General features: G+C 34.2%; 18 protein-coding genes, 1 riboswitch and 2 other annotated features. Of the genes, 13 read left to right on the top strand and 5 right to left on the bottom strand.

Annotation, left to right across the window (positions count from 1 at the left end):
• Positions 1-186 precede the first annotated feature (186 nt).
• Positions 187-4,251: a S8 family serine peptidase gene (locus ACFCYN_RS00710; RefSeq protein WP_375946924.1), complete on the top strand. Its 4,065-nt coding sequence runs from the start codon at positions 187-189 to the stop codon at positions 4,249-4,251.
• 118 nt (positions 4,252-4,369) lie between these two features.
• Entirely contained in the window at positions 4,370-5,191 is an 822-nt protein-coding gene (locus ACFCYN_RS00705) for a hypothetical protein (RefSeq protein ID WP_375946922.1), read from the top strand.
• Positions 5,192-5,302: 111 nt separating this feature from the next.
• On the opposite strand, the gene rluF is transcribed toward ACFCYN_RS00705, so the two are convergent.
• Positions 5,303-6,019, bottom strand: coding sequence for a 23S rRNA pseudouridine(2604) synthase RluF (rluF, locus tag ACFCYN_RS00700; RefSeq protein WP_172446342.1), 717 nt, complete (start codon positions 6,017-6,019; stop codon positions 5,303-5,305).
• Between the two features lie 195 nt (positions 6,020-6,214).
• Positions 6,215-6,316, top strand: a riboswitch (purine riboswitch).
• Between the two features lie 88 nt (positions 6,317-6,404).
• On the opposite strand from rluF, the gene ACFCYN_RS00695 reads away from it, so the two are divergent.
• The 5 genes from ACFCYN_RS00695 (at position 6,405) to ACFCYN_RS00675 (ending at position 10,294) form a co-directional block, all read left to right on the top strand.
• On the top strand, positions 6,405-7,706 hold the full coding sequence (locus tag ACFCYN_RS00695; protein ID WP_375946920.1) for an NCS2 family permease: 1,302 nt from the start codon (positions 6,405-6,407) through the stop codon (positions 7,704-7,706).
• A gap of 167 nt (positions 7,707-7,873) precedes the next feature.
• Positions 7,874-8,071, top strand: coding sequence for a hypothetical protein (locus ACFCYN_RS00690; protein WP_098118806.1), 198 nt, complete (start codon positions 7,874-7,876; stop codon positions 8,069-8,071).
• 168 nt (positions 8,072-8,239) lie between these two features.
• A complete protein-coding gene (locus tag ACFCYN_RS00685; RefSeq protein WP_172446340.1) occupies positions 8,240-9,112 on the top strand; it encodes a LysR family transcriptional regulator in 873 nt (290 codons plus the stop codon).
• Positions 9,113-9,194: 82 nt separating this feature from the next.
• On the top strand, positions 9,195-9,989 hold the full coding sequence (locus ACFCYN_RS00680; protein WP_375946917.1) for an SDR family NAD(P)-dependent oxidoreductase: 795 nt from the start codon (positions 9,195-9,197) through the stop codon (positions 9,987-9,989).
• Positions 9,990-10,048: 59 nt separating this feature from the next.
• Positions 10,049-10,294 (top strand): hypothetical protein, encoded by a 246-nt coding sequence (locus ACFCYN_RS00675; RefSeq protein ID WP_375946915.1) that lies wholly within the window; start codon positions 10,049-10,051, stop codon positions 10,292-10,294.
• Positions 10,295-10,423: 129 nt separating this feature from the next.
• Here ACFCYN_RS00675 and ACFCYN_RS00670 read toward each other — a convergent pair whose 3' ends face one another.
• From ACFCYN_RS00670 to ACFCYN_RS00655, 4 genes are all read right to left on the bottom strand, one after another.
• Positions 10,424-11,044 (bottom strand): DUF47 domain-containing protein, encoded by a 621-nt coding sequence (locus ACFCYN_RS00670; protein ID WP_172446337.1) that lies wholly within the window; start codon positions 11,042-11,044, stop codon positions 10,424-10,426.
• An 81-nt stretch (positions 11,045-11,125) separates the two neighbouring features.
• A complete protein-coding gene (locus ACFCYN_RS00665) occupies positions 11,126-12,208 on the bottom strand; it encodes a Ger(x)C family spore germination protein (RefSeq protein WP_375947212.1) in 1,083 nt (360 codons plus the stop codon).
• 14 nt (positions 12,209-12,222) lie between these two features.
• A complete protein-coding gene (locus ACFCYN_RS00660; protein WP_375946913.1) occupies positions 12,223-13,314 on the bottom strand; it encodes a GerAB/ArcD/ProY family transporter in 1,092 nt (363 codons plus the stop codon).
• Positions 13,311-14,786, bottom strand: coding sequence for a spore germination protein (locus ACFCYN_RS00655; protein WP_172446334.1), 1,476 nt, complete (start codon positions 14,784-14,786; stop codon positions 13,311-13,313). The genes ACFCYN_RS00660 and ACFCYN_RS00655 overlap by 4 nt, the downstream gene beginning before the upstream one ends.
• A 238-nt stretch (positions 14,787-15,024) precedes the next feature.
• Positions 15,025-15,275, top strand: a binding site (T-box leader).
• Positions 15,276-15,317: 42 nt separating this feature from the next.
• Positions 15,318-15,589, top strand: a binding site (T-box leader).
• A gap of 66 nt (positions 15,590-15,655) precedes the next feature.
• Between ACFCYN_RS00655 and trpE the strand changes: the two genes are divergently transcribed.
• Genes trpE through trpB form a run of 6 tightly spaced genes read left to right on the top strand, consistent with a single transcriptional unit; the run spans position 15,656 to position 21,251 of the window.
• Positions 15,656-17,065 (top strand): anthranilate synthase component I, encoded by a 1,410-nt coding sequence (gene trpE / locus ACFCYN_RS00650; protein WP_375946910.1) that lies wholly within the window; start codon positions 15,656-15,658, stop codon positions 17,063-17,065.
• Positions 17,049-17,660: an anthranilate synthase component II gene (locus ACFCYN_RS00645; protein ID WP_375946908.1), complete on the top strand. Its 612-nt coding sequence runs from the start codon at positions 17,049-17,051 to the stop codon at positions 17,658-17,660. Before trpE ends, ACFCYN_RS00645 begins: the two co-directional genes overlap by 17 nt.
• Positions 17,632-18,660, top strand: coding sequence for an anthranilate phosphoribosyltransferase (gene trpD, locus ACFCYN_RS00640; protein ID WP_172446332.1), 1,029 nt, complete (start codon positions 17,632-17,634; stop codon positions 18,658-18,660). Before ACFCYN_RS00645 ends, trpD begins: the two co-directional genes overlap by 29 nt.
• Positions 18,661-19,449 carry an indole-3-glycerol phosphate synthase TrpC gene (gene trpC, locus ACFCYN_RS00635; protein WP_375946906.1) on the top strand — a complete coding sequence of 263 codons (789 nt, stop codon included), beginning with the start codon at positions 18,661-18,663 and terminating at the stop codon, positions 19,447-19,449.
• Positions 19,446-20,051 (top strand): phosphoribosylanthranilate isomerase, encoded by a 606-nt coding sequence (locus ACFCYN_RS00630; RefSeq protein WP_375946904.1) that lies wholly within the window; start codon positions 19,446-19,448, stop codon positions 20,049-20,051. Before trpC ends, ACFCYN_RS00630 begins: the two co-directional genes overlap by 4 nt.
• Positions 20,052-21,251, top strand: coding sequence for a tryptophan synthase subunit beta (gene trpB, locus ACFCYN_RS00625; RefSeq protein ID WP_375946902.1), 1,200 nt, complete (start codon positions 20,052-20,054; stop codon positions 21,249-21,251).
• Positions 21,252-21,253: the final 2 nt, after the last annotated feature.

The raw sequence follows: 21,253 nt of genomic DNA, 5'->3' as shown, positions 1-21,253 counted from the left end.
AATTTCCTGTTTTTTTATATTTAATTAAACTTTCTTTCGAATTTCAATGCTTTTTAGTAAAAAAATCCTACAAAATAACCTAAATTTCGATTGAAAATAACACAATAGGCTTTTTTTACAAATAAGATTACTATTTAAATTATAAGAATTTTTAAATTATATAGAGAAAAATGGGGGATGAAGTTTATGAAGGCAAAAACATTGGTAAAACACTCAGCGGTACTTGCCCTTTCTACAAGTCTGCTTATATCACCTTTTAGTGCAAAGTCATATTTAACGGCAAAAGCGGCAACTTCTAAAGCAGAAGAGATTTTATCATCAATTTCACCAGAACAAAGGGAAGCATTAAAGCAATTAGAATTAAATGATCAAGATGGACTTCAAGGTTTCAGTGAAAATGAGCTGAATTCAGATAAAGACATCTCGGTAATTGTTCAGTTCAATTCAGATCCAAGCAATGTCGCAGTATTGGAAGCGGCAGTTGATGGAAAGTCATTAGCAAAAGCATCAGCACAAGCTCAAGTAGACAAGGAACACAAAGTTTTTAAAGAAGATGTAGGAAAGTTTGTAAAGGTTAAGGATAAGAAAAAAGCACCTGTCATTACAAAAACTTATAAAACAGCATTTAACGGTGCAGCTATAACACTCCCTGCTAATGAAGTGAAGGAGTTATTAAAATCTGATGCGGTTAAAACGATTTATAAGGATGTTACGTTTAATGTAGATCCTGTTAAAGTGAATGTTCCAACTGATGTTTCAGATAAAACAACTACATCTGTTGACAGCATTCCATATTTAAATGTGGACAAGCTACATAAAGAAGGAATAACAGGTAAAGGCGTTAAAGTTGGGGTATTAGATACAGGTATCGACTATAACCACCCTGATTTAAAAGACGCTTACAAAGGCGGATATGACTTTGTAGATAATGATAATGATCCAATGGAAGCTACATACAAGGACTGGCAGACATCAAATCAGCCTGAAAGTAATGGTAGTAGCACTTACTATACAGAGCATGGCACACATGTATCAGGAACAATTGTAGGACAAAATAAAGGTGAAAATGGAGTATCAGTAGAAGGTGTTGCACCTGATGCGGATCTATATATGTATCGTGTACTTGGTCCTTATGGAAGTGGTGCATCTGAAAATGTTATTGCAGGGATTGATAAAGCAGTTCAAGATGGCATGGATGTTATTAACCTTTCATTAGGTGCTGCTGTCAACGATCCATATTATCCTACAAGTACTGCAATCAATTATGCAGTACTAAATGGTGTAACAGCGGTAGTTTCAGCAGGAAACAGTGGACCGAATGCTTATACATTAGGATCACCAGGTACAGCAGCATTTGCTTTAACGGTGGGCGCAAGCGATGTCCCAGCTTCAATTACAACATTTGATGGTAAAATGGCAAATGGTTGGTCAACTGATCTTGTTAGTATGGCTAGAAGCTTTGCTGATAACTTTAATAGTTTAGAAGGGAAATCTCTTGAACTAGTAGATGTTGGATTAGGAACTTTAGATGATTACAAAAATAAAAATGTTGCTGGAAAAATTGCTTTCGTTCAGCGTGGAAACTTTGCTCTAGTAGACAAAGTAAAGTTTGCAAAGCAAAGCGGAGCAAAGGCAGTTATTATGTACAACAATGTGGACGGACACGTTGGATATAACTTAGGTGAATCAATGGAATATATTCCTGCATTCTCGATGACGAAGAAAGCAGGAGAAGAATTAAAAGAAAAAATTGCGAGTGGAAATACAACTTTCAAGTTTACGAACTTGAAAGAAAAGTTAACGGAAGGTGATCATTTAGCAGACTTCAGCTCAAGAGGTCCGGTTAATGGAAACTACCAAATGAAGCCTGAGATTACAGCACCTGGCGTGAGTGTTCTTTCTACAGTTCCTTCTTATATTGCAAATCACGATACGCCAGAAGACTATCGATATGCATACCAAAGAATGGATGGCACATCTATGGCATCACCATTTGCAGCTGGGGTAGCAGCATTATTAATAGGAGAAAATCCAAACCTTGAGCCAGCAGATGTTAAATCAATCTTAATGAACACTGCTGACCCTCTAAATGGCGACTATAGTGTATTTGAAGTTGGAGCGGGTCGTGTTGATCCATATCAAGCACTTCACACCGACGCAGAAGTAAAGGTACAGGATGAAACATTAATCCCGGTCGGCGAAAAACTATTAAAGGCAGAGAATGAAACAGGTGGGTTAAGTTTCGGTAGACAATATGTTAAAGATGGCTCTCAATTAAAACTAAAGAAAGATATTAACTTTACAAACAATGGAAGCAAAAAGAAAACATTTGATGTCCAAGTAGTAGATAGTGCACAAGGAACAAACGGCTTGGAAGAGAACGGTGTAGTATTGGATATGGGTGATTCGATTAAAATTAACCCAAACTCTACTAAAACGATAAAGGCAACATTAACTGTGCCATCAACTGCTAAAAAAGGCTTTTATGAAGGGTATGTTTTAATTACTAACAGTGCAGATAAAACAGAACAATACCGTATACCATTTAGTTTTAAGAAATCAGATGAAGGTTTTGACACGCTTGACATATCGTCACATGCTTTATCTCCATTGTTTTATGGAACATATGACGCGTTTAAAACAACGGCAACATCCTTAAAATTCAATTTAGGTTCTCCAGTTAATACTTTAGATGTAGTATTACAAGACGCTAATACAAATGAAGATCTAGGATTAGTTGGTACCCTTAATTTAAAAGGTGCAACAACAGATGTAAATTACTATATGCAACAAGTATTTTATGGATCATATTACAAGTTTACAGGTAATAAAAACCAACCTGTATCAACGGAAGAAAGTAATGCGAAACCTGGACATTATAAACTAAAATTCATAACAACATTGCCAAATGGAAAACAGAAAATTAAAACTGAAGATATATTTATTGATATCGACACACCAAAAGTGAAAAGTTCCCTTGATGGAGATTCACCTTTCATTGAGTATAAACCGGGACAAGAGACTTATCCTTTTGAAATGGAAGTAAAAGACGCTGCTTTAACAGATATGCAGCAAGCTGGAATTGATATTGATGAAACATCAAACTTTGCAGTCTATACTTATGGTTTCCCAATCCCTAACGGTCCAAACTATATGGACAAGAACGGTAAGTGGAGTGAGGAAGTACAAATGGATGAAAGTACCCCATCCCTGTCATTCAACCTAATTGGGTATGATGCTGCAGGTAACCAAGCAAACTGGAAGGAATACTACTTTGTTAAAGAAGGTACACCGGTTGCATATGCTAAACATAATGTAGAGTTAGCTAGAACTGGAGATATACTAACTGCATCTCTAGTATTAGACAACTTACAAGGTGTAAAAGAAGCGACTTGGAATTTTGATGATGCACAAGCTGTGGGAATTCCTTACGTTAATCTTGTAGAAGCATCATTAACGGATAAATTCAAAGATAAAGCAAACATTCAAGTAACTGGCAATAAAATCAAAGTAACCTTTAAAGATGGTATTTCATTCGATCGTTCAGAAGTAGTAAAAGTAAAAGTAAAAGTACAAGATAAAGTTTTTTACCCAATAGGCTACATTAACCCATCAACTACGATCGTAGATGCTAATGGTCAAACTGTGAAGTTATTAAATGCGGGTAAACGATTCCAATTAAAACCAAGATTTAGCCGAGTTCAAGGAAATATAATTCCAGAAGGGTATATGGTTCAAGAAGAAGGTCAAATACCATATTTAGGATCTCGTGACTGGACAAAAGTTGGAGCAACAATAAAAGTAACAAATGGTTCTTATAGTCTAGACGCTACTAATTTGATTAGTAGAGGTAAATTTAATCTAGAACCACTTGCTTTAAGTAAAGATGCATATACATTTGATGTAAATGTTCCAGGTCACTTTATTACTAAGCAATCTCAGAACTTCGGGTATGAATACAATGGCCAATTATATGGTAAATCAAGTTCAATTAGCATTAATTTAATTGGCGGAGATGTAAACCAAGACAATGTAATCGATATTCAAGATGCGCTTTACGTTCAAACATACTGGGGAACAAACAAACGCAGTGCAGATATCAACTTTGACGGAACAGTAGATGCAAAAGATTTCGCATTCGTAGAGAAAAACTATTTACTGCAAAATCCATCAGTACAAAATGCACCAACTCCGAAAAAGAAATTTAAAAATGCAACGTTAGAAACGATTAAAAGTGAGTTAGGCTTATAATCTTATATCCCAAGGAAGCTGCTATTAATTATTATTAATAGTGGTTTCTTTTTTTTTGGAGAATTTAAGCCATTCACGCATTCAACATACGCCCATAAACTAAACTAGGGTGATGAATATGTTAAGAAATCAAGCAGATATAAAGGCTTATCATCAGAAATACTTTCGTCCATCTTGCTTACCTGCTTTAAATCTTAGACTAAATTCTTATAAGTTTTTTGACCCTTTTTATGATAAAACGTATGATCAAATTCAATTACCAAAGGAACTGACTAACACTGCAGAAGATACTATTATCAACTATTTTAGTATTTTGCGAGAAGCAGAAAACATGTCCAGGCGAAGTTGTGGAACGGTTGGTCAAGCGCGAATTCCCTTTCCAATTGCCTATAACTTCTTATCAAAGGGTTATCAAAAAAGATTTAGTTATGATGATTACTTTCATTCATTTGCTGGAATTGGTCATACGAGTTTAATCAAGCTTTGTCGAGTACCAGATATTAAAGAAGGAATAAAGTTTTTTTATGAAATTGAAACAATTGAATCATTTAAAGATAGTAGAGGAGAGTATTTTGGCTATTACTATGGGTTTATTAAGCTGATTCATGAACAAAAAGGCTATCGTATTTCAGATGTCGAACAATTTCCAGAGGATTTCTTATGTGCACCGTACCATGGCTGGGATCATGATGCAGAAGCAGTTGTCGATGTGAAGTTTGGAAACTGGTGTAAGCTAATTAAAAAAAGGCATCCACTAATACAAGATGAGTATGTTAAATATATTTATTTTGACGGCAATGATGGGGCTGACTACTGCCTTTTATTCTTTACATTAACAAACGGAACCGACATCGAAATAGCCCAATTCCGTAGATTTGTGGATGGGGATTGGAAACAAATTACCTATAAACCAGAGCAACATTGTTTAACAGAGTCTTAAATGTCTTCATTTTAAAGAGGAACTCATGGACCCGCAATGGGTTAGATATGTTTACACTCATTAAAAAAGAGGAGTCCCATAAATTACATCTTGAGACTCCTTGTTTTTAATTTACCATTCATTTGGTTCGTAATTTAAATCTCTAAACAGCTGAGTTTTTTCTTTTTTAGATAAATCTCTCCATTGACCCATTGGTAGATTGCCTAGATGAATATTCATAATTCGCGTTCTTTGTAATCGAAATACTTCATATCCAAGCGCTTCACACATGCGACGAATTTGACGATTTAAACCTTGTGTTAAAATGATTTGGAAATCGTACTTCGAAAGTTGCCTTACTTCACATGGCAATGTTTTTGTACCTAGAATTTTTACCCCTTCAGACATTTTTGTTAAAAATTCAGGTGTAATCGGTTTATCTACTGATACGATATATTCTTTTTCATGCTTATTTTCAACACGTAGAATTTCATTAACGATATCCCCGTCATTTGTAAGTAGGATTAAACCTTCAGAGTCTTTATCCAATCTTCCAATATTAAAGATACGTAATGGATGGTTTACTAGATCAACAATATTTCCTTTAACACCTTTTTCTGTCGTAGATGTAATGCCAACAGGTTTATTTAAAGCAATATAAACGTGATTTCGTGCTAGTCTGATGTGTTCGCCATTTACAATTACTTCGTCACCAGGCTCAACTTGGTCGCCAACTTTGGCTACCTTGCCATTTAATTTAACTCTACCTTCAGTAATTAACTTGTCTGCAGCGCGTCTTGAAGCTTTCCCAGATTCGCTGATAAATTTATTTAAACGAATGTTAAACAACCCCTTAAACTCTAAATTATATTTTCAGAATAACATAAATAGCTTTTTAATGAGAATACCGTTCTACTATTAATAAAAAGACTTTTAAATCATTGTTGTTTACTATTATTTTATCCACATTCTTTGTATTATTTTCTAAATTATATAACAATAATGTTTTTTATTGACAGATTGTATGGTCGGTCGTATGATAGATAAAATATATTAATATTTTCTCATATAAACTTGAAAATAAGGTTCAAGAGTTTCTACCTAGCGCCCGTAAATTGCTAGACTATGAGGAAGAGCTTCGGATTTTTATTTTCTACACAATGTAAAACTGCCTGCTTTTTCTCATGAAAAGCGGGCAGTTTTTTTTATTTTAATATAATAAAGGAGTCTTCGCATGTTTCAACTTAAAGAACGTAATACTTCGTTAAAAGTAGAAGTATTAGCTGGTTTCACAACATTTTTAACATTAGCGTACATTATTATTGTTAATCCTATGATCTTAAAGGATGCTGGTGTCCCTTTTAATCAAGCATTTTTGGCTACCATTTTAGCAACTATCGTTGGTACATTAACGATGTCATTAATTGCTAATTATCCAATCGTTATTGCACCTGCAATGGGGTTAAATGCTTATTTTACTTATTCTGTAATTGGCGGACATAATCTTCCATATGCAATAGGTTTCTCTGCAGTTTTTATTACTGGTATTTTATTTTTATTATTATCATTAACTTCATTTCGTACAAAATTAATTCAGGCGATTCCGGCCAATCTAAAACACGCTATTGCAGCCGGAATTGGTTTATTTATAACATTTATTGGATTACGTTTATCTGGCATAGTGGCCGATCATCCTACTAATCTAGTTCAAATTGGTGATTTTACTTCACCAAAAGTAGCACTTACTTTAATTGGCTTACTTATAACAATTGTATTCATGGCACTAAACTTAAACGGTGCATTATTCCTTGGCATGATTACGACAGGACTTATCGCTTATTTTACAGGACAATTAGACTTTGCAAATGGCTTTGTTGCAATGCCTCATTTACCAAAAGGGATTTTAGTCTACAATCCAATTGATTCGATTAAAGATATTATAGAATATGGACTTTATAGTGTAATCTTCTCATTCTTACTTGTCATGCTATTCGATACGACTGGAGCATTATTAGCAATCGTTAAACAAGCAGACCTTTTAAAAAATGGAAAGTTAGAAAAGGGAGGAAGTGCATTTTCTGCTGACTCTATTGGTACTATTGTTGGTGCGATGTTAGGAACAAGTCCAACTGCAGCAACAGTAGAATCTTCTGCAGGTGTTGGTGCAGGAGGGAAAACTGGTTTAACTTCACTGACCGTAGTTGTTTTATTTGTAATTGCTGCGTTCTTTAGTCCTTTGATCGGTTCAGTATCAGATGTAGCCGCAATTACTGCGCCTAGTTTAATTATTGTTGGTTGCTTTATGATTAAAAGTATTTCAGAGATAAAATGGGATGATTTTGAAGAAGCATTTCCTGCATTTTTAGTCATCGTTAGTATGCCTTTAACATCAAGCATTGCAAACGGAATTGCTTTAGGCTTTATTGCATATCCTATAATGAAAATCGTAAAACGCAAATTTAATGAAGTACACCCATTTGTTTATCTTTTTGCAGTATTATTCTTAGTACAACTAATATTTTTTGCACATAAGTGATTTGGAGCAGGTTAAGGATTATTAAGTCTTTTACCTGCTTTTTTCTTTACCTAGCAACCCGCAATCATTTTTCTATTAAAAAGGTTAGAATGGAATATTCTTACCAATAATAAATTATATAAACTGTAGAAATTTTATAAAATGGCTTCAAATGGGAGTGTATTGAAATGAAATTAAAAACATTAATAGGATTATTAATAGGTTCATTGACAACATTTTTTATTTTAAGTCTTCTAAGTAATAAACTTACAAGTAAAGAATACTGGTTCTATGCGTCAATCTATCTCATTTTTATGGTTTTAACATACTTGGCAATTAATTTAGTTAGAAAAGTAAAGTCGTCAAAGAAGACTGATTCATTCTGAAAATTATATTGTGAAAACTTGTTCTACTAACTGAGACTGGTTCGCTTTGAATCGGTCTTTTTATTTTTTCACTATAAGAGTACAAGGGTTTTTACTACATTATGCCTATAAGCAAAATAAATGATTATAATAGTGATAATAAGTAAATGCGATATAAGGATGTGGAGTATGGATCAAATTCTTTTAGTTTTTATGGCGGTGGCTGAAAAAAGGAATTTTTCAAGAGCGGCCGAAGAATTACATATGACTCAACCGTCTGTTAGTCAACAAATTCAATTATTAGAGAGACAGATTGGTGCAAAGCTTTTTATTAGAACGAATAAATATGTTCAGTTAACTAAAGCTGGAGAAATAGTTTATTTGCATGCAAAAGAAATAACGAGTTTATATAAACGTATGACCACATTAGTCAATGATCTAGTGAATGAAGCTAGCGGTCATCTAAAAATAGGTGCGAGTTACACATTTGGTGAGTATGTGTTACCGAAAATCTTAGCTGAAATGAAAAGATCTTACCCGAGTATTGTTCCGTCAGTTTTAATAGGTAATACTCGAGAAATTGTTCAATCTGTACTAAGTTATCAAGTTGACGTTGGCATTGTTGAAGGAGATGCAACAAATCAAAATTTAACGATACAACCTTTTGCGAATGATGAAATGTATATTATTGCAGGAACTAAAAGTGAAATTTCATGTAAAGAGATTTTGACAATGGATGAAATAGAAAATGAGACTTGGATTGTTCGAGAAGAAGGGTCAGGAACAAGGGAAGCAACTGAACGATTATTTGAAGTATTAAAGATAAGACCTAAGAACATTGTTGAATTTGGCAGTACGCAACTAATAAAAGAAGCGGTAGAAGCTGGAATGGGCATTACGTATTTATCTGAGCTTACCATAAAAAAAGAAAAGCAGTTAGGTACAATCGATTACCTTAAAGTAGAGGGGACCCCTATTCAAAGGAATTTTTCAATTATTACAGATAAAATCGAGCTGCAAACTAAATCGATGGAATTATTTATAGACCTAATTAAAAAATAGTAAAGTACTAATCCTTTTTTTATTTTATTAAACATATAGTAAAACGGAAAGTGTTCAATAAAAGTGAAAAAGGACAATAATAATGACCTTAAAAAATCAAAAGAGAAAAACTGTTTTAATTACAGGGGCAACAAATGGAATCGGTTTTGAATTAACAAAGCTATTTGCAAAAGATCGGTTCAATTTAATTTTAGTAGCAAGAAATAGAAATAAATTAGAAGAAATGGCACGAACACTGATGAAGCAATTTAATGTAAAAGTCTTTGTTATTTCGGAAGATCTTTCTCAAGCAAACTCTGCTAGGTCTATTTTCGATCAAGTATTAAAATCAGAAATGGAGGTAAATCTTCTTGTTAATAATGCTGGGGTTGCACTATATGGCAACTTCGGTTTTACAGATTTAGAAAAAGAGTTAAATATGATTCAACTTAATATCGTTACATTAACTGAGCTAGTAAAATACTTTCTCCCAACTATGCTACAAAACAAAACGGGTCAAATTATTAATATTGCTTCAACGGCAGCTTTTCAACCAGGTCCGCTAATGTCTGTCTATGCTGCCTCAAAAGCTTATGTACTTTCATTCAGTGAAGCTCTATCTGTGGAATTAAAGCATACAGGAGTTAGCGTAACTGCTATATGTCCAGGACCGACCAAAACTGGAATAATCAATGCTTCTGGTGGAAATAAATCCAAACTATTTCAAGGTAAAATGATGTCACCGAGAAAAGTTGCGAAGTTGACATATGAAGCAATAAAAAAAGAGAAGACAGTAGTTGTAACAGGACTAAAAAATAAAATTCTTGCTCAAGCCGTTCGATTTATTCCCCGTACGATTGTGAGAAAACTTGCAAGGAAACTACTAGACGAGAAATAAAAAAATGTCTAAAAAACTAGCGAAAGCCCACCAGGAAGTACGAAATCTGGTGGGCATATTTGGATTTACTCGAATTACCAACGAGAACCGACCGTTTATCAACAGGAATAGGTGAATTATCAATGGAAAACAGCTATCAATCAACAGGAATAAGTGAATTATCAACGAGAACCGGCCGTTTATTAACAGGAATAAGTGATTTATCAACGAGAACCGGCCATATATCAACAAGAATAGGTGGTTTATCAACGAAATATAGCAATATATCAACGAAGTTCACAGCTTTATCAACAAAGTTCACATAGTGTTCGTGTTTGTCCCATATCGAGACCACTACCCAGAAGCAGGAGGCACCTCAGATTACCAGCAGGAAAATAAAAAAACTGCCCCAAAAGCACATCGGCTTGCGAGACAGTTCCATCTAAATTATTCAATTAAGCGTTACCCATAATAATTTGCTCAAGTGTATTCGCTACATCTTGTGCGCTGTCAGAAACTGCTTCTAACATTTCATAAATTTCCTTGAATTGAATGATTTTTATTGGATCTTTTTCATTTTTAAATAATTCTTTAATTGAGGTACGTAATAAGGAATCGCATTGTGATTCATAATCTTTTACTTGGATCGCGTGTACGCGCATCTCTAGTAGTTTTTTTCTTGAAAGGAGTTGGATTGCTTTTAAAATTTCATTCGTTGCAGCTCGGATGTTTTTTACGAATTTGACCATGAAATCATCGATTTGAATGATGGAGTACATTTCAAATGTAGCAGAACATTGTTCCATCCCATCTAGCACATCGTCCATTTTATTAGCAAGTTCTAGAATATCTTCACGTTCAATGGGTGTAATAAATGTTTTGTTTAGTTCGACAATAATTTTATGAATATATGTATCGCCTTTTGTTTCATATGCTTTCATTTCTTCAGAGAATGTTTTTAAATCAGTAGCATTTTTGATTTTAAAATCATCAAAATAAATCGAACAAGCGTTTAAATTATTAGCGATATTTAAGAGCATTTCAAAGAAAGTATCATCCTTTTTACCGAATCTCAATATGATTCCTCCTAAAATACAGATAGATTTTAATTCTTATATTATGTTGCACCAGAGTATCAAATATTATATAAATTATCCTTAAAAAACAGGACCAGTTCTTTCAATTTTTGCTTTTACGGAACTTTCGAACTTAACATCCTTATAAACTTTATCCCAATTGATTTTTTTCCATAAATCTGGATAAGAGCTAGCTACTCTTCTACCAATTCCTAATGCATCACAATTAGCTTCCAGCAGTGACTTCGTAATTTCATCAGACTGATCAGTAAGGATTTTTGAGATATCTTTACTTAATTTTTCTTTGTTTAGTTTTTCGCCCACCTTACCTGAATAACTAACTATAGTTAATTCAAGAGTCAGATTTAGTTTAGAAGTTATTTTAGACGTCTTTTTATCTACTTTTACATCTAAATTCCTTTTCATATTTTTAACTCTAAAAGATATCGATTGATGCTTTCCTAAATCTATAGCCATTTCACTATACTTAGTTAATCGATCCATTAGTAACAATAAAAGGCTTCCCTTTCCATTAGGTAAGCTAGTTCCTGAAAACTTGTCCCCGTCAAACAGGTCTACTCCACCAATTGTAATTTTATCATTTTCGTCTTTTTTTACATAAGGTAAAACGATATCACTTCCTGTATCAGTAATTTGTGTCCATGCTGTAAAAGCAGTTACTTTCGGAATTTTTGTAGTTTCCTCAGCGGCCTCTAATCCTTTTAATATCAAAAAGGCGATAGGGCTAGTTCCGGGATCCACTGAAATAATGTCCGATGCTTTATCTTCTGCAATCACAACTCTACTAGAAATATAGGCTTGTCTAGGTCGATAAAAAAGTTCTAAAAAAGGGTAAATCCCTTTCTTTGCCAAGTCTCTTCCAATTAAGATAATATGCGCTTTACTAACATCAATTAGACCAGGGAGTTTATTATTAATGTCAATTTCCATTCCTGATACACTAGGCCGGTTCACTTTAACAAGTTCGTCATTAACTTCGAACTGACCGCCACCTTTATTCTCGATATTTAATGCTCTTACAGTGGCAAGAATATTATCGTCTTTATCTAAGTCAAAGCTTATCCCATTCACCATTTTTTTATCAACTAATAGATTTTGGTCCCAACAACTAGCTAAAAAAAGTGTAAACAAACATAAGGTAATTAATAAGGATTTTCTTATAATAGCTCACTCCTTTCAGTCTTAGAGATAATGAAGGATAGGCATAAGAGAATAATCGGAAGCCCAAATACAACCACATAACTTAAATAAGTTACATATTTGTCAAAGAGAACTAATTGATCTTCATCAAATGGCAAAATTGTAATAATAAAAATAAGGATGCCACTAAAAAAAACATTTTTTTTGAATGAATTTTCTTTGCTAATGCTTTTCGCTGATAAAAACATATATATAATTACCGATGTTGTCATTGGTACGATCCAGATTGATAAAAAAATCAAGTCTAAACGGTCTATCATTTCAAACGAAAGTACTTTAAATAAATATAAAACAGGTTCCCTAATTTGCAAAAGCTGTGTTGGGCTAAAGCTTACTAGACAAAGAAAAGTAAAATATGTATAGAATAATGTCACCGAAAAATTAGCTAAACTCGCTGTTTTTAATATTCCTTTTTGTGAATCAAGAATAAAGGGAAATATTAGTAGGAGACTTTCAAATCCTAGCATTGAGAGTAAAGATTTGTGGCTTCCCATAAGTATATTTTTCACGCCAGAATGTCCTACTGGTAGTATAAAGCGAAATTCTTTTGGTAAATAAAAGGTAAAGAATGACATGAAGAAAAGTAAGACTATTAAAATGGAACCTAAAACAAAAAATCTCGAAATGATTCTTAAGTCGCTAATTGTTAAATAGATGCTTGATAAAATAATAATTAGCGATAATACCCACATAGGGGTAAGTGGCAGTAACCAAAGATTTATAGTTCTAATAAAAAGAGTGCAAGCCAAACCACCAATCATAATAAAATAGATATATATAAATGAATTAAATAACTTACCTACATATTTTCCTAAAATTTTTTTTGTGATTTCTGTATAGATTGCATTTGGGTATTTTCTTAGTAATAGCCAATAAATGATGATTGTAATTTGAACTGCTAATCCAGCAACTAATGTAGAAATCCACCCATCACCTTTTGCAGTAGTTTCGACAACATTTGGCAAGGAGAGTAATCCAATACCTATTTGACTTTGGACTATAAAAAAATAAAGCTGTAATTTAGAAATTGAATTTATATTCGTTATCATTTTTTCTTCCACACCCTAGACATTCTTTGCCGTTCAAGTTTTTGGGGAAGTGCATCGGTTGGTCTTGTATTTTGTTTCCATAAAGGAAACCTGAGAAATGTATCCTTAATATCTTCCTTTCTAAAAGGGGCCATTGGTGAAAAATACGGCATACCAAAAGATTTTAATTTACACATGTGCATAAAGATTAACATTAAAGTTAGAGTAATCCCAAAAAATCCTAGAACCGAAGCCATAATCATAGTTGGGAATCCTAATAATCTCATACTAGTTCCCATTTCACTAACAGGGGCAACAAATGATGCAATCGCTGTAAATCCAATTACTACAATCATCGTATTTGATACTAAATGAGCTTCAACAACAGCGGTACCAATAACTAGTCCACCTACTATACCGATTGTTTGAGCGATCGGAGAGGGTAGCCTAATTGCCGCTTCCTTTAAAAGCTCCAATATTATTTGCATCATAAATGCCTCTACGAGGGGAAGAAAAGGTACGAACTCTAAAGAGACTCTAATTGAATAGAGAATGCCAATTGGTAGTACTTCAGAATGAAAAGATACAATCGCAATGTAGATTGCAGGAAGACAGATTGCAACAAGAAAGCTAAATACTCTAATAATCCTAAAAAACGATCCTATTAACCATCTATGATTATAATCATCAGGAGCTTGATAAAAAGCAAAAAAGGTAATAGGTACAATTGATACAGTTGGATTCCCATCTACAAGTAAATTGATTTTTCCATCTAAAATATAAGATACAGCCCGATCTGGTCTTTCTGTATTTAAAACTTGTGGAAAAGGTGAAAAAGTATTATCCTCAATCAATTCTTCTAGATGTCCTGTTGACTGAAGACTGTCTAACTCAACTCCTGAAATTCTTTCTTCTATCACTTCAACAAGTTTTCGATTTGCAATTGAGTCAAGGTAAACCATTGCAACTTTTGTATTTGTAATTTTACCAATCGTAAAATACTTAACCTTTAATTCAGGTGAATGTATTCGTTTTCTCAGTAATTGAATATTTGTATTAATATTTTCGACAAAACCATCATGAGGCCCATTAATATTTTGTTCATTTGCTGGTTCTTGAATTGCTCGTTCCTTATCATCTGCAGCTGCAGCTAAAATTCCAATTGAACTATTATCTTCTAAGATAAGACAAAATCCGTCTAATAAACCAGCTCCTAATTCGGAGATTTTTGTTAAGTTTTTTATTTCATAGGATTTTACGATATTGCCTGCTTCGTCTTTTTTTTCTCTTAAAATCGGTTCGATAATGAACGATTGGAGTGCTTCTATTTTTATCATCGATTCAAGAAACAAAATAGCAAAAATCTGGGCATTTTTATGAATAATCTTAACAACCAAATCTTCTGTATAACATAAATATTCTTGAATCATTTCAATATTATTTTTTAGATTATTGGTTAAAACTTCTTCTTTATTTGTTGTATTGGATCTCATATTGGTACCTCCTAAATGGACGGTCTAATTGTGTTTATTCTTTCCATAATTTGGTCACGTATGCAAGAAGGATTCATATAAAAAAAGCATTGTGCGATCTCAATTTTTTATATAAAAAAACGTAGGATATTAATTTGTTGAAAGAAGAAAAATCGAATTTTGTAAAAATAAACTTGTTGACTTTTTATTTTTTGCATAATAATATAAGGACAATTAATTTAAATCGAACATTCATAATTCCTTTGCGTTGACGAAGAGTAGTAACGATTACGGAAACTAAAGAGAGCTGATGGTTGGTGCGAATCAGTGTGAAAGTAATCGCGAATGGACTTCCGAGCATTCAAACCGAACCTTAAAAGAGTAGTAGGCTTTGGCGAGTAGTCTTCTCGTTACAAAAGACGGGTATTCAATCTAAATTTGATTGGATACTGACAAAGCGAGCTGTTAAACAGCTAATGAAGGTGGCACCACGGGTCTCTCGTCCTTTTTAAGACGGGGGGCCCTTTTTGTATTTCTTTTTAATTAAATAACAATAAATCGCTGAGTAAGAAGAGTAAATATTGGTGAATGTCACAGAGAGTTAGACAATGGTGGGAGTCTAATACAGGAACCTTTATCGAATGGGCTTACGAGAGGCATCTTGAACTCACAGTAGGGATGCACGGATTTCCACCGTTAAAAGGATAGGATATCGGAAATTGGAAGATCAGGTCCAATATATTCCCGTATCTGAAAAGTGGGATTTCAGAACAATCTGATATCCAATCGAGGTGGCACCGCGGTAGCAACTAATCGTCCTCTATATACACAATCTTTGTGTATATAGGGGACTTTTTTATTTTCATCAAAACTTTTTGGGGGCGAACTAATTGGGCGTGAAACATAAGGCTGAACTATTTATTGAAACGATAGCGGGGGATTTATTTACACCGATTTCGGTATTTAAGAAAGTGAGCGGTAGAAAAAAATTCTTATTTGAAAGCTCTTATAAGCATCAAGATTCTGGACGTTATTCATTTGTCGGTTCTAACCCTACTTTTGAATTGATTGGTACGAAACAAGGTGGCCAAATCATTGATCAACATGGTGAAACAGAAGAATTTTTCGGAAATCCACTTTTAAAACTGAAGGAACTATTATTAGAGCAAGAATACCCGAAGGAAACCGATTTTCCCTTCATTGGGGGAGGAATTGGATACGTTGGCTACGATATCATTCGTCAATTTGAAGAGATCGGCGAAGAGTTAGAAGACGTACTAGAAATGCCAGATCTGCATTTAATGTTTTTTGAAGTTTTTATTGTGTTTGATCATTTAGAACAGAAAATTCATTTAGTCGGAACTAAGCTTTCAGAAGACACAACTCTAATAGATTTAAAGACAGGTATTCAGAAGCTGAAGCAAGAGATTTTTACAAATTTAGAGCAAGAGGAAGTAAAACCTGTTGTATTTTCTACTTTCAATTCAGAGATTAGTAAAGCTGATTACATGTCGAAGGTAGAAAAAGCAAAACAATTGATTCAAAAAGGAGATATTTTTCAAGTCGTTTTATCGCACCGGATGGGAGCTGAATTTGAAGGCGATCCATTTGATTATTATCGTAAATTACGAATCAAAAATCCTTCACCATATATGTATTTCATCGATTTTGGAGATAGCGTAGTCGCTGGAACATCTCCTGAAAGCTTGATAAAAGTTCAAAATAATCATGTCATTACGAATCCAATCGCTGGTACGAAAAAAAGAGGGAGAACCCCCGAGCAAGATTTAATCATCGAAAGAAATTTATTACAGGATGAAAAGGAATTAGCTGAACATAAAATGCTTGTTGATTTAGGAAGAAATGATTTAGGGAAGGTTTGCGAGTTTGGAACAGTCAAATTAGATAAATACATGAACGTTGAAAAGTATAAATATGTGATGCATATTGTTTCAGAAGTGAGCGGGCAATTAAAGAAGACAAATACAACACTTGACGCGCTAATTGCTTGTTTACCGGCTGGAACAGTATCAGGTGCACCTAAGATTAGAGCAATGGAAATTATTAATGAATTAGAAGTATCAAAACGAGGCGTTTATTCAGGTGCAGTCGGCTATGTTTCAGTTAATGGAAATCTTGATTTTGCATTAGCTATTCGAACGATGATTTTAAAAAATCAAATGGCTTATATTCAAGCAGGTGCAGGCATTGTTTATGACAGTAAACCGGATCAGGAATATGAGGAAACCATTAATAAACTAAAAGCATTTTTGGAGGAACATCATGATTTTATTAATTGATCACTATGACTCGTTTACTTACAATCTATATCAATTTTTAGGAGAACTTGGTGAAGAAGTTAAGGTAGTTAGATATGACAAAATTTCGATTTCTGAAATAGAAGAATTAAATCCTAAAGCAATCATTCTATCACCAGGGCCAGGAAAGTCAGAAGAGAAGAAAGAAACGAATGAACTCATTCTATCCCTATATAAGACGTTCCCTATATTAGGGATTTGCTTAGGGCACCAAGCAATCGGATATGCATTTGGTGCAAAAATTATTAGTGCTAAACAAATCAAGCACGGAAAAACATCGAAAATTAGACATGATGCTAGTAATTTATTTGCGTATATGACTCAGCCATTAGAGGTAATGAGATATCACTCACTAGTTATTGAAAGGGAAACAATCCCGCCAATATTTGAAATGTTAGCAGTTGCGATGGATGACCAAGAAATTATGGCGATTAAACATCGCAAATATCCAATTTACGGGATGCAATTTCATCCAGAATCGATTGGAACTGAATGTGGAAAACAACTTTTACTAAATTTTTTAAATGAAATAAAGGAGGAATTGAGAGATGAAAGAGTACCTTCAACGCTTAGCTAATCGGGAATCCTTTACCGTAGAGGAGATGCAAGTAGCTGTACAAAGAATTCTACAGGATGATCAAATATCAGATAGTGAAATCGCTGCATTTCTAGTTGCCTTAAAAACAAAAGGAGAAACAGTTAATGAAATCGCCGGATTAGTAAATGCGATTAGAAATCATACCGTCGGCTTTACTAGAAAGTTTCATCATGTCATTGATAATTGCGGAACAGGCGGAGATAACTCATCCTCCTTTAATGTAAGTACCACTTCAGCTTTTGTTATTGCAGCAAGTGGAATTCCAATTGCTAAACATGGCAACCGTAGCATGTCCAGTAAAACAGGTAGTGCCGATGTATTAGAACAATTAGGTGTAGAGTTATCGATCCCAACGCAATCTTCGGAAGAGCTTTTAGAGGATATTGGAATGACTTTTTTATTCGCACCTTATGTACATCCACGGCTGAAAAAAGTAATGAAGGTACGACGCGAGCTACAAATTCCAACGATTTTCAATTTAATTGGACCTTTAACTAATCCAGTTGAATTAGAGACTCAATTATTAGGAATCTATCGAAGAGATTATTTAGAAGTATTTGCAGAAGTGTTAAAAAAGTTAGGACGTAAACGAGCGATTGTATTAAATGGTGCCGGTCACTTAGATGAGGCTTCATTAGCAGGAGAAAATCATATCGTTTTACTTGAAAATGATGAGCTTAAAAAAATGACGCTTCACCCAGAGGAAGTTGGATTAAGTTACTACCCAAACGAGGCAATTAAAGGTGGAGACGCAAAAAGAAATGCGGATATTCTTCTTAGAGTTTTAAAAGGTGAAAAGGGAGTATTTAGAGATACCGTGTTATTAAATGCAGGTTTAGCAATCTACACTTCAGGTATCGTTAATCGCATTGATGAAGGGATTAAGAAAGCCAAGGAGAGCATCGATTCAGGTGCAGCTCACGAGAAACTGCAAAAATTAATCGAAAAAACTAGCAAACTAAAAAGAGAGGTTATTTAAATGGAAACAATTTTAGATCGAATTATTTCTCAAAAACGAATCGAAATTAAAAATTTAAGAGCGATTAGTCGACAAATAGTCAACGATACAAAGAATTTATCATTCATTGACCATTTAAAAAGTGCAGATACTCTATCGATTATTGCTGAGTTTAAGCGAGCTTCTCCATCAAAAGGTGATATTAATATCAATTTAAATCCAGCGGAACAAGCAAAAAGGTATGAAGAAAATGGAGCATCCGCAATATCTGTGTTAACCGATACGACTTTCTTTAAAGGGTCATTTAAAGATCTGAAAATCGTACGAGACGCTGTTAACATCCCGATTTTATGTAAGGATTTTATGATCGATGAAGTTCAAATAGATATCGCCAAAGAGCACGGAGCAAACATTATTTTATTAATAGCTGCTGCTTTACCTTTCACAGAACTAAATAGACTATATCAATACGCTAAACAGCAAAACCTTGAAGTGTTGATGGAAGTGCATGATGAGGAAGATTTGGAAAAAGCATTAAAAATTGGACCTCAATTATATGGCATTAATAACCGAAATTTAAAAACGTTTGAAGTAAATTTAAATGTAACAGAAAAATTAGCACCAATCATTCAAGCACAAGGAGGTTTCATTATTAGTGAAAGTGGAGTTTTCAATGAGTATGATGCAAAACGAGTAAGAGATACTGGAGCTAATGGGATTTTAGTAGGCGAAGCATTAATGAGAAGCAATGATTTATCTACAAATATGAAAGAGCTTATGCTTCCTATCCTTAAGGAGGCTAAGCAGTGAAGGTCAAAATTTGTGGTATTACGGATTTGACTTCAGCACAGATTGCAGTTGATGCAGGAGCTGATGCGATAGGGTTTGTTTTTGCTGAAAGTAAGCGACAAGTCAAAATTGATGAAGCAAAAAAGATCATTAAATCGCTGCCAAATTCGATCTTAAAAATTGGTGTATTTGTTAATGAATCAAAAGAAACTTTAGAATCCATTTACGAGGAAGTTGGATTAACACATTTACAGTTGCATGGTGACGAAACGCCTGAATTTTGCCGTTCATTACGATATCCAAGTATAAAGGCGATACGAGTAGAGTCCGAAAAGGATGTTGAAAAATTATCAGAATATGATTGTGATTATGTTTTAGTAGATAGTCCAAGCGGTAAATATCGAGGCGGCAATGGAACAACGTTTGACTGGGAGTTGCTCAATTCTAAAAAGATTAACAACTTGGTTTTAGCGGGTGGATTAACAATTGATAATGTATTACCGGCTTGTAATATTGTTAAACCATTGATGGTTGACGTAAGTAGCGGAGTTGAAATGAACGGCAAAAAAGACTATGAAAAAATAAAAATGTTTATAAAAAAAGTAAAATTAGGAGGAATTTAAATGACTACGTACACACTTCCAGATGTAAAAGGACACTTTGGTATGTATGGCGGAAAATATATACCTGAAACGCTTGTTCAAGCAATTACTGAATTAGAGGAAGCATATTCAACTATTAAAGATGATCCGACTTTCAATGAGGAAATTGAAAACCTATTAAAGGACTACGTAGGTCGCCAAACGCCACTTTACTTCGCGGAAAATTTAACTAAGCATGCAAATGGAGCAAAAATTTATTTAAAACGAGAAGATCTAAATCATACAGGGGCTCACAAAATTAATAATGCGATTGGTCAGGCATTACTTGCTATACGAATGGGCAAACGAAAAATTGTTGCAGAAACGGGTGCGGGCCAACACGGTGTAGCAACTGCAACGGTTTGTGCTCTATTAAATTTAGATTGTGTGATTTTTATGGGTGCTGAAGATGTTCGTCGACAAGAATTAAATGTGTTCCGTATGGAATTACTAGGCGCGAAAGTTATTAGTGTTGAATCGGGGAGTGCGACATTAAAGGATGCAGTAAATGAGGCGCTTCGTTACTGGGTTGCAAATGTTGACGACACACATTATTTGTTAGGTTCAGTGATGGGACCACACCCATTTCCAATGATGGTTCGCGATTTTCAAAGTGTTATCGGAAAGGAAACGCGACAACAATTTTTAGAAAAAGAAGGCAAGCTTCCTGATGCAGTGGTTGCATGTATTGGTGGAGGCAGTAATGCAATTGGAATGTTCCATCCATTTATTACAGATGAAAGTGTAAGACTGTTTGGAGTAGAAGCGGCTGGACATGGAATTGATACAGATAAACAAGCAGCTTCGTTAACGAAAGGTGTGCCAGGTGTATTACACGGTGCCCTAATGTATTTGCTTCAAGATGAGGACGGTCAAATACAAGAAGCACATTCGATTTCAGCTGGACTTGACTACCCGGGTGTTGGACCAGAGCATTGTTATTTGAAGGATATTGACCGAGTAAAATATGAATCAATTACAGATAAAGAAGCGCTTGACGCATTCCAATTATTAGCGAGACTAGAAGGAATTATTCCAGCTTTAGAAAGTGCACACGCAGTTGCATACGCAATAAAACAAGCAAAAATAATGGGGAAAGACGAAAATTTAATCATTTGTTTATCTGGTCGAGGCGATAAAGATGTGCATACCGTTCGAGATCGATTAAAGGAGGAAAAATAATC

Source organism: Gottfriedia sp. NPDC056225 (genome assembly GCF_042267765.1).
Taxonomy (GTDB): domain Bacteria; phylum Bacillota; class Bacilli; order Bacillales; family Bacillaceae_G; genus Gottfriedia.
Note: the sequence above shows the minus strand (reverse complement) of the source record. Positions and strands in the feature narration are given on the sequence as shown.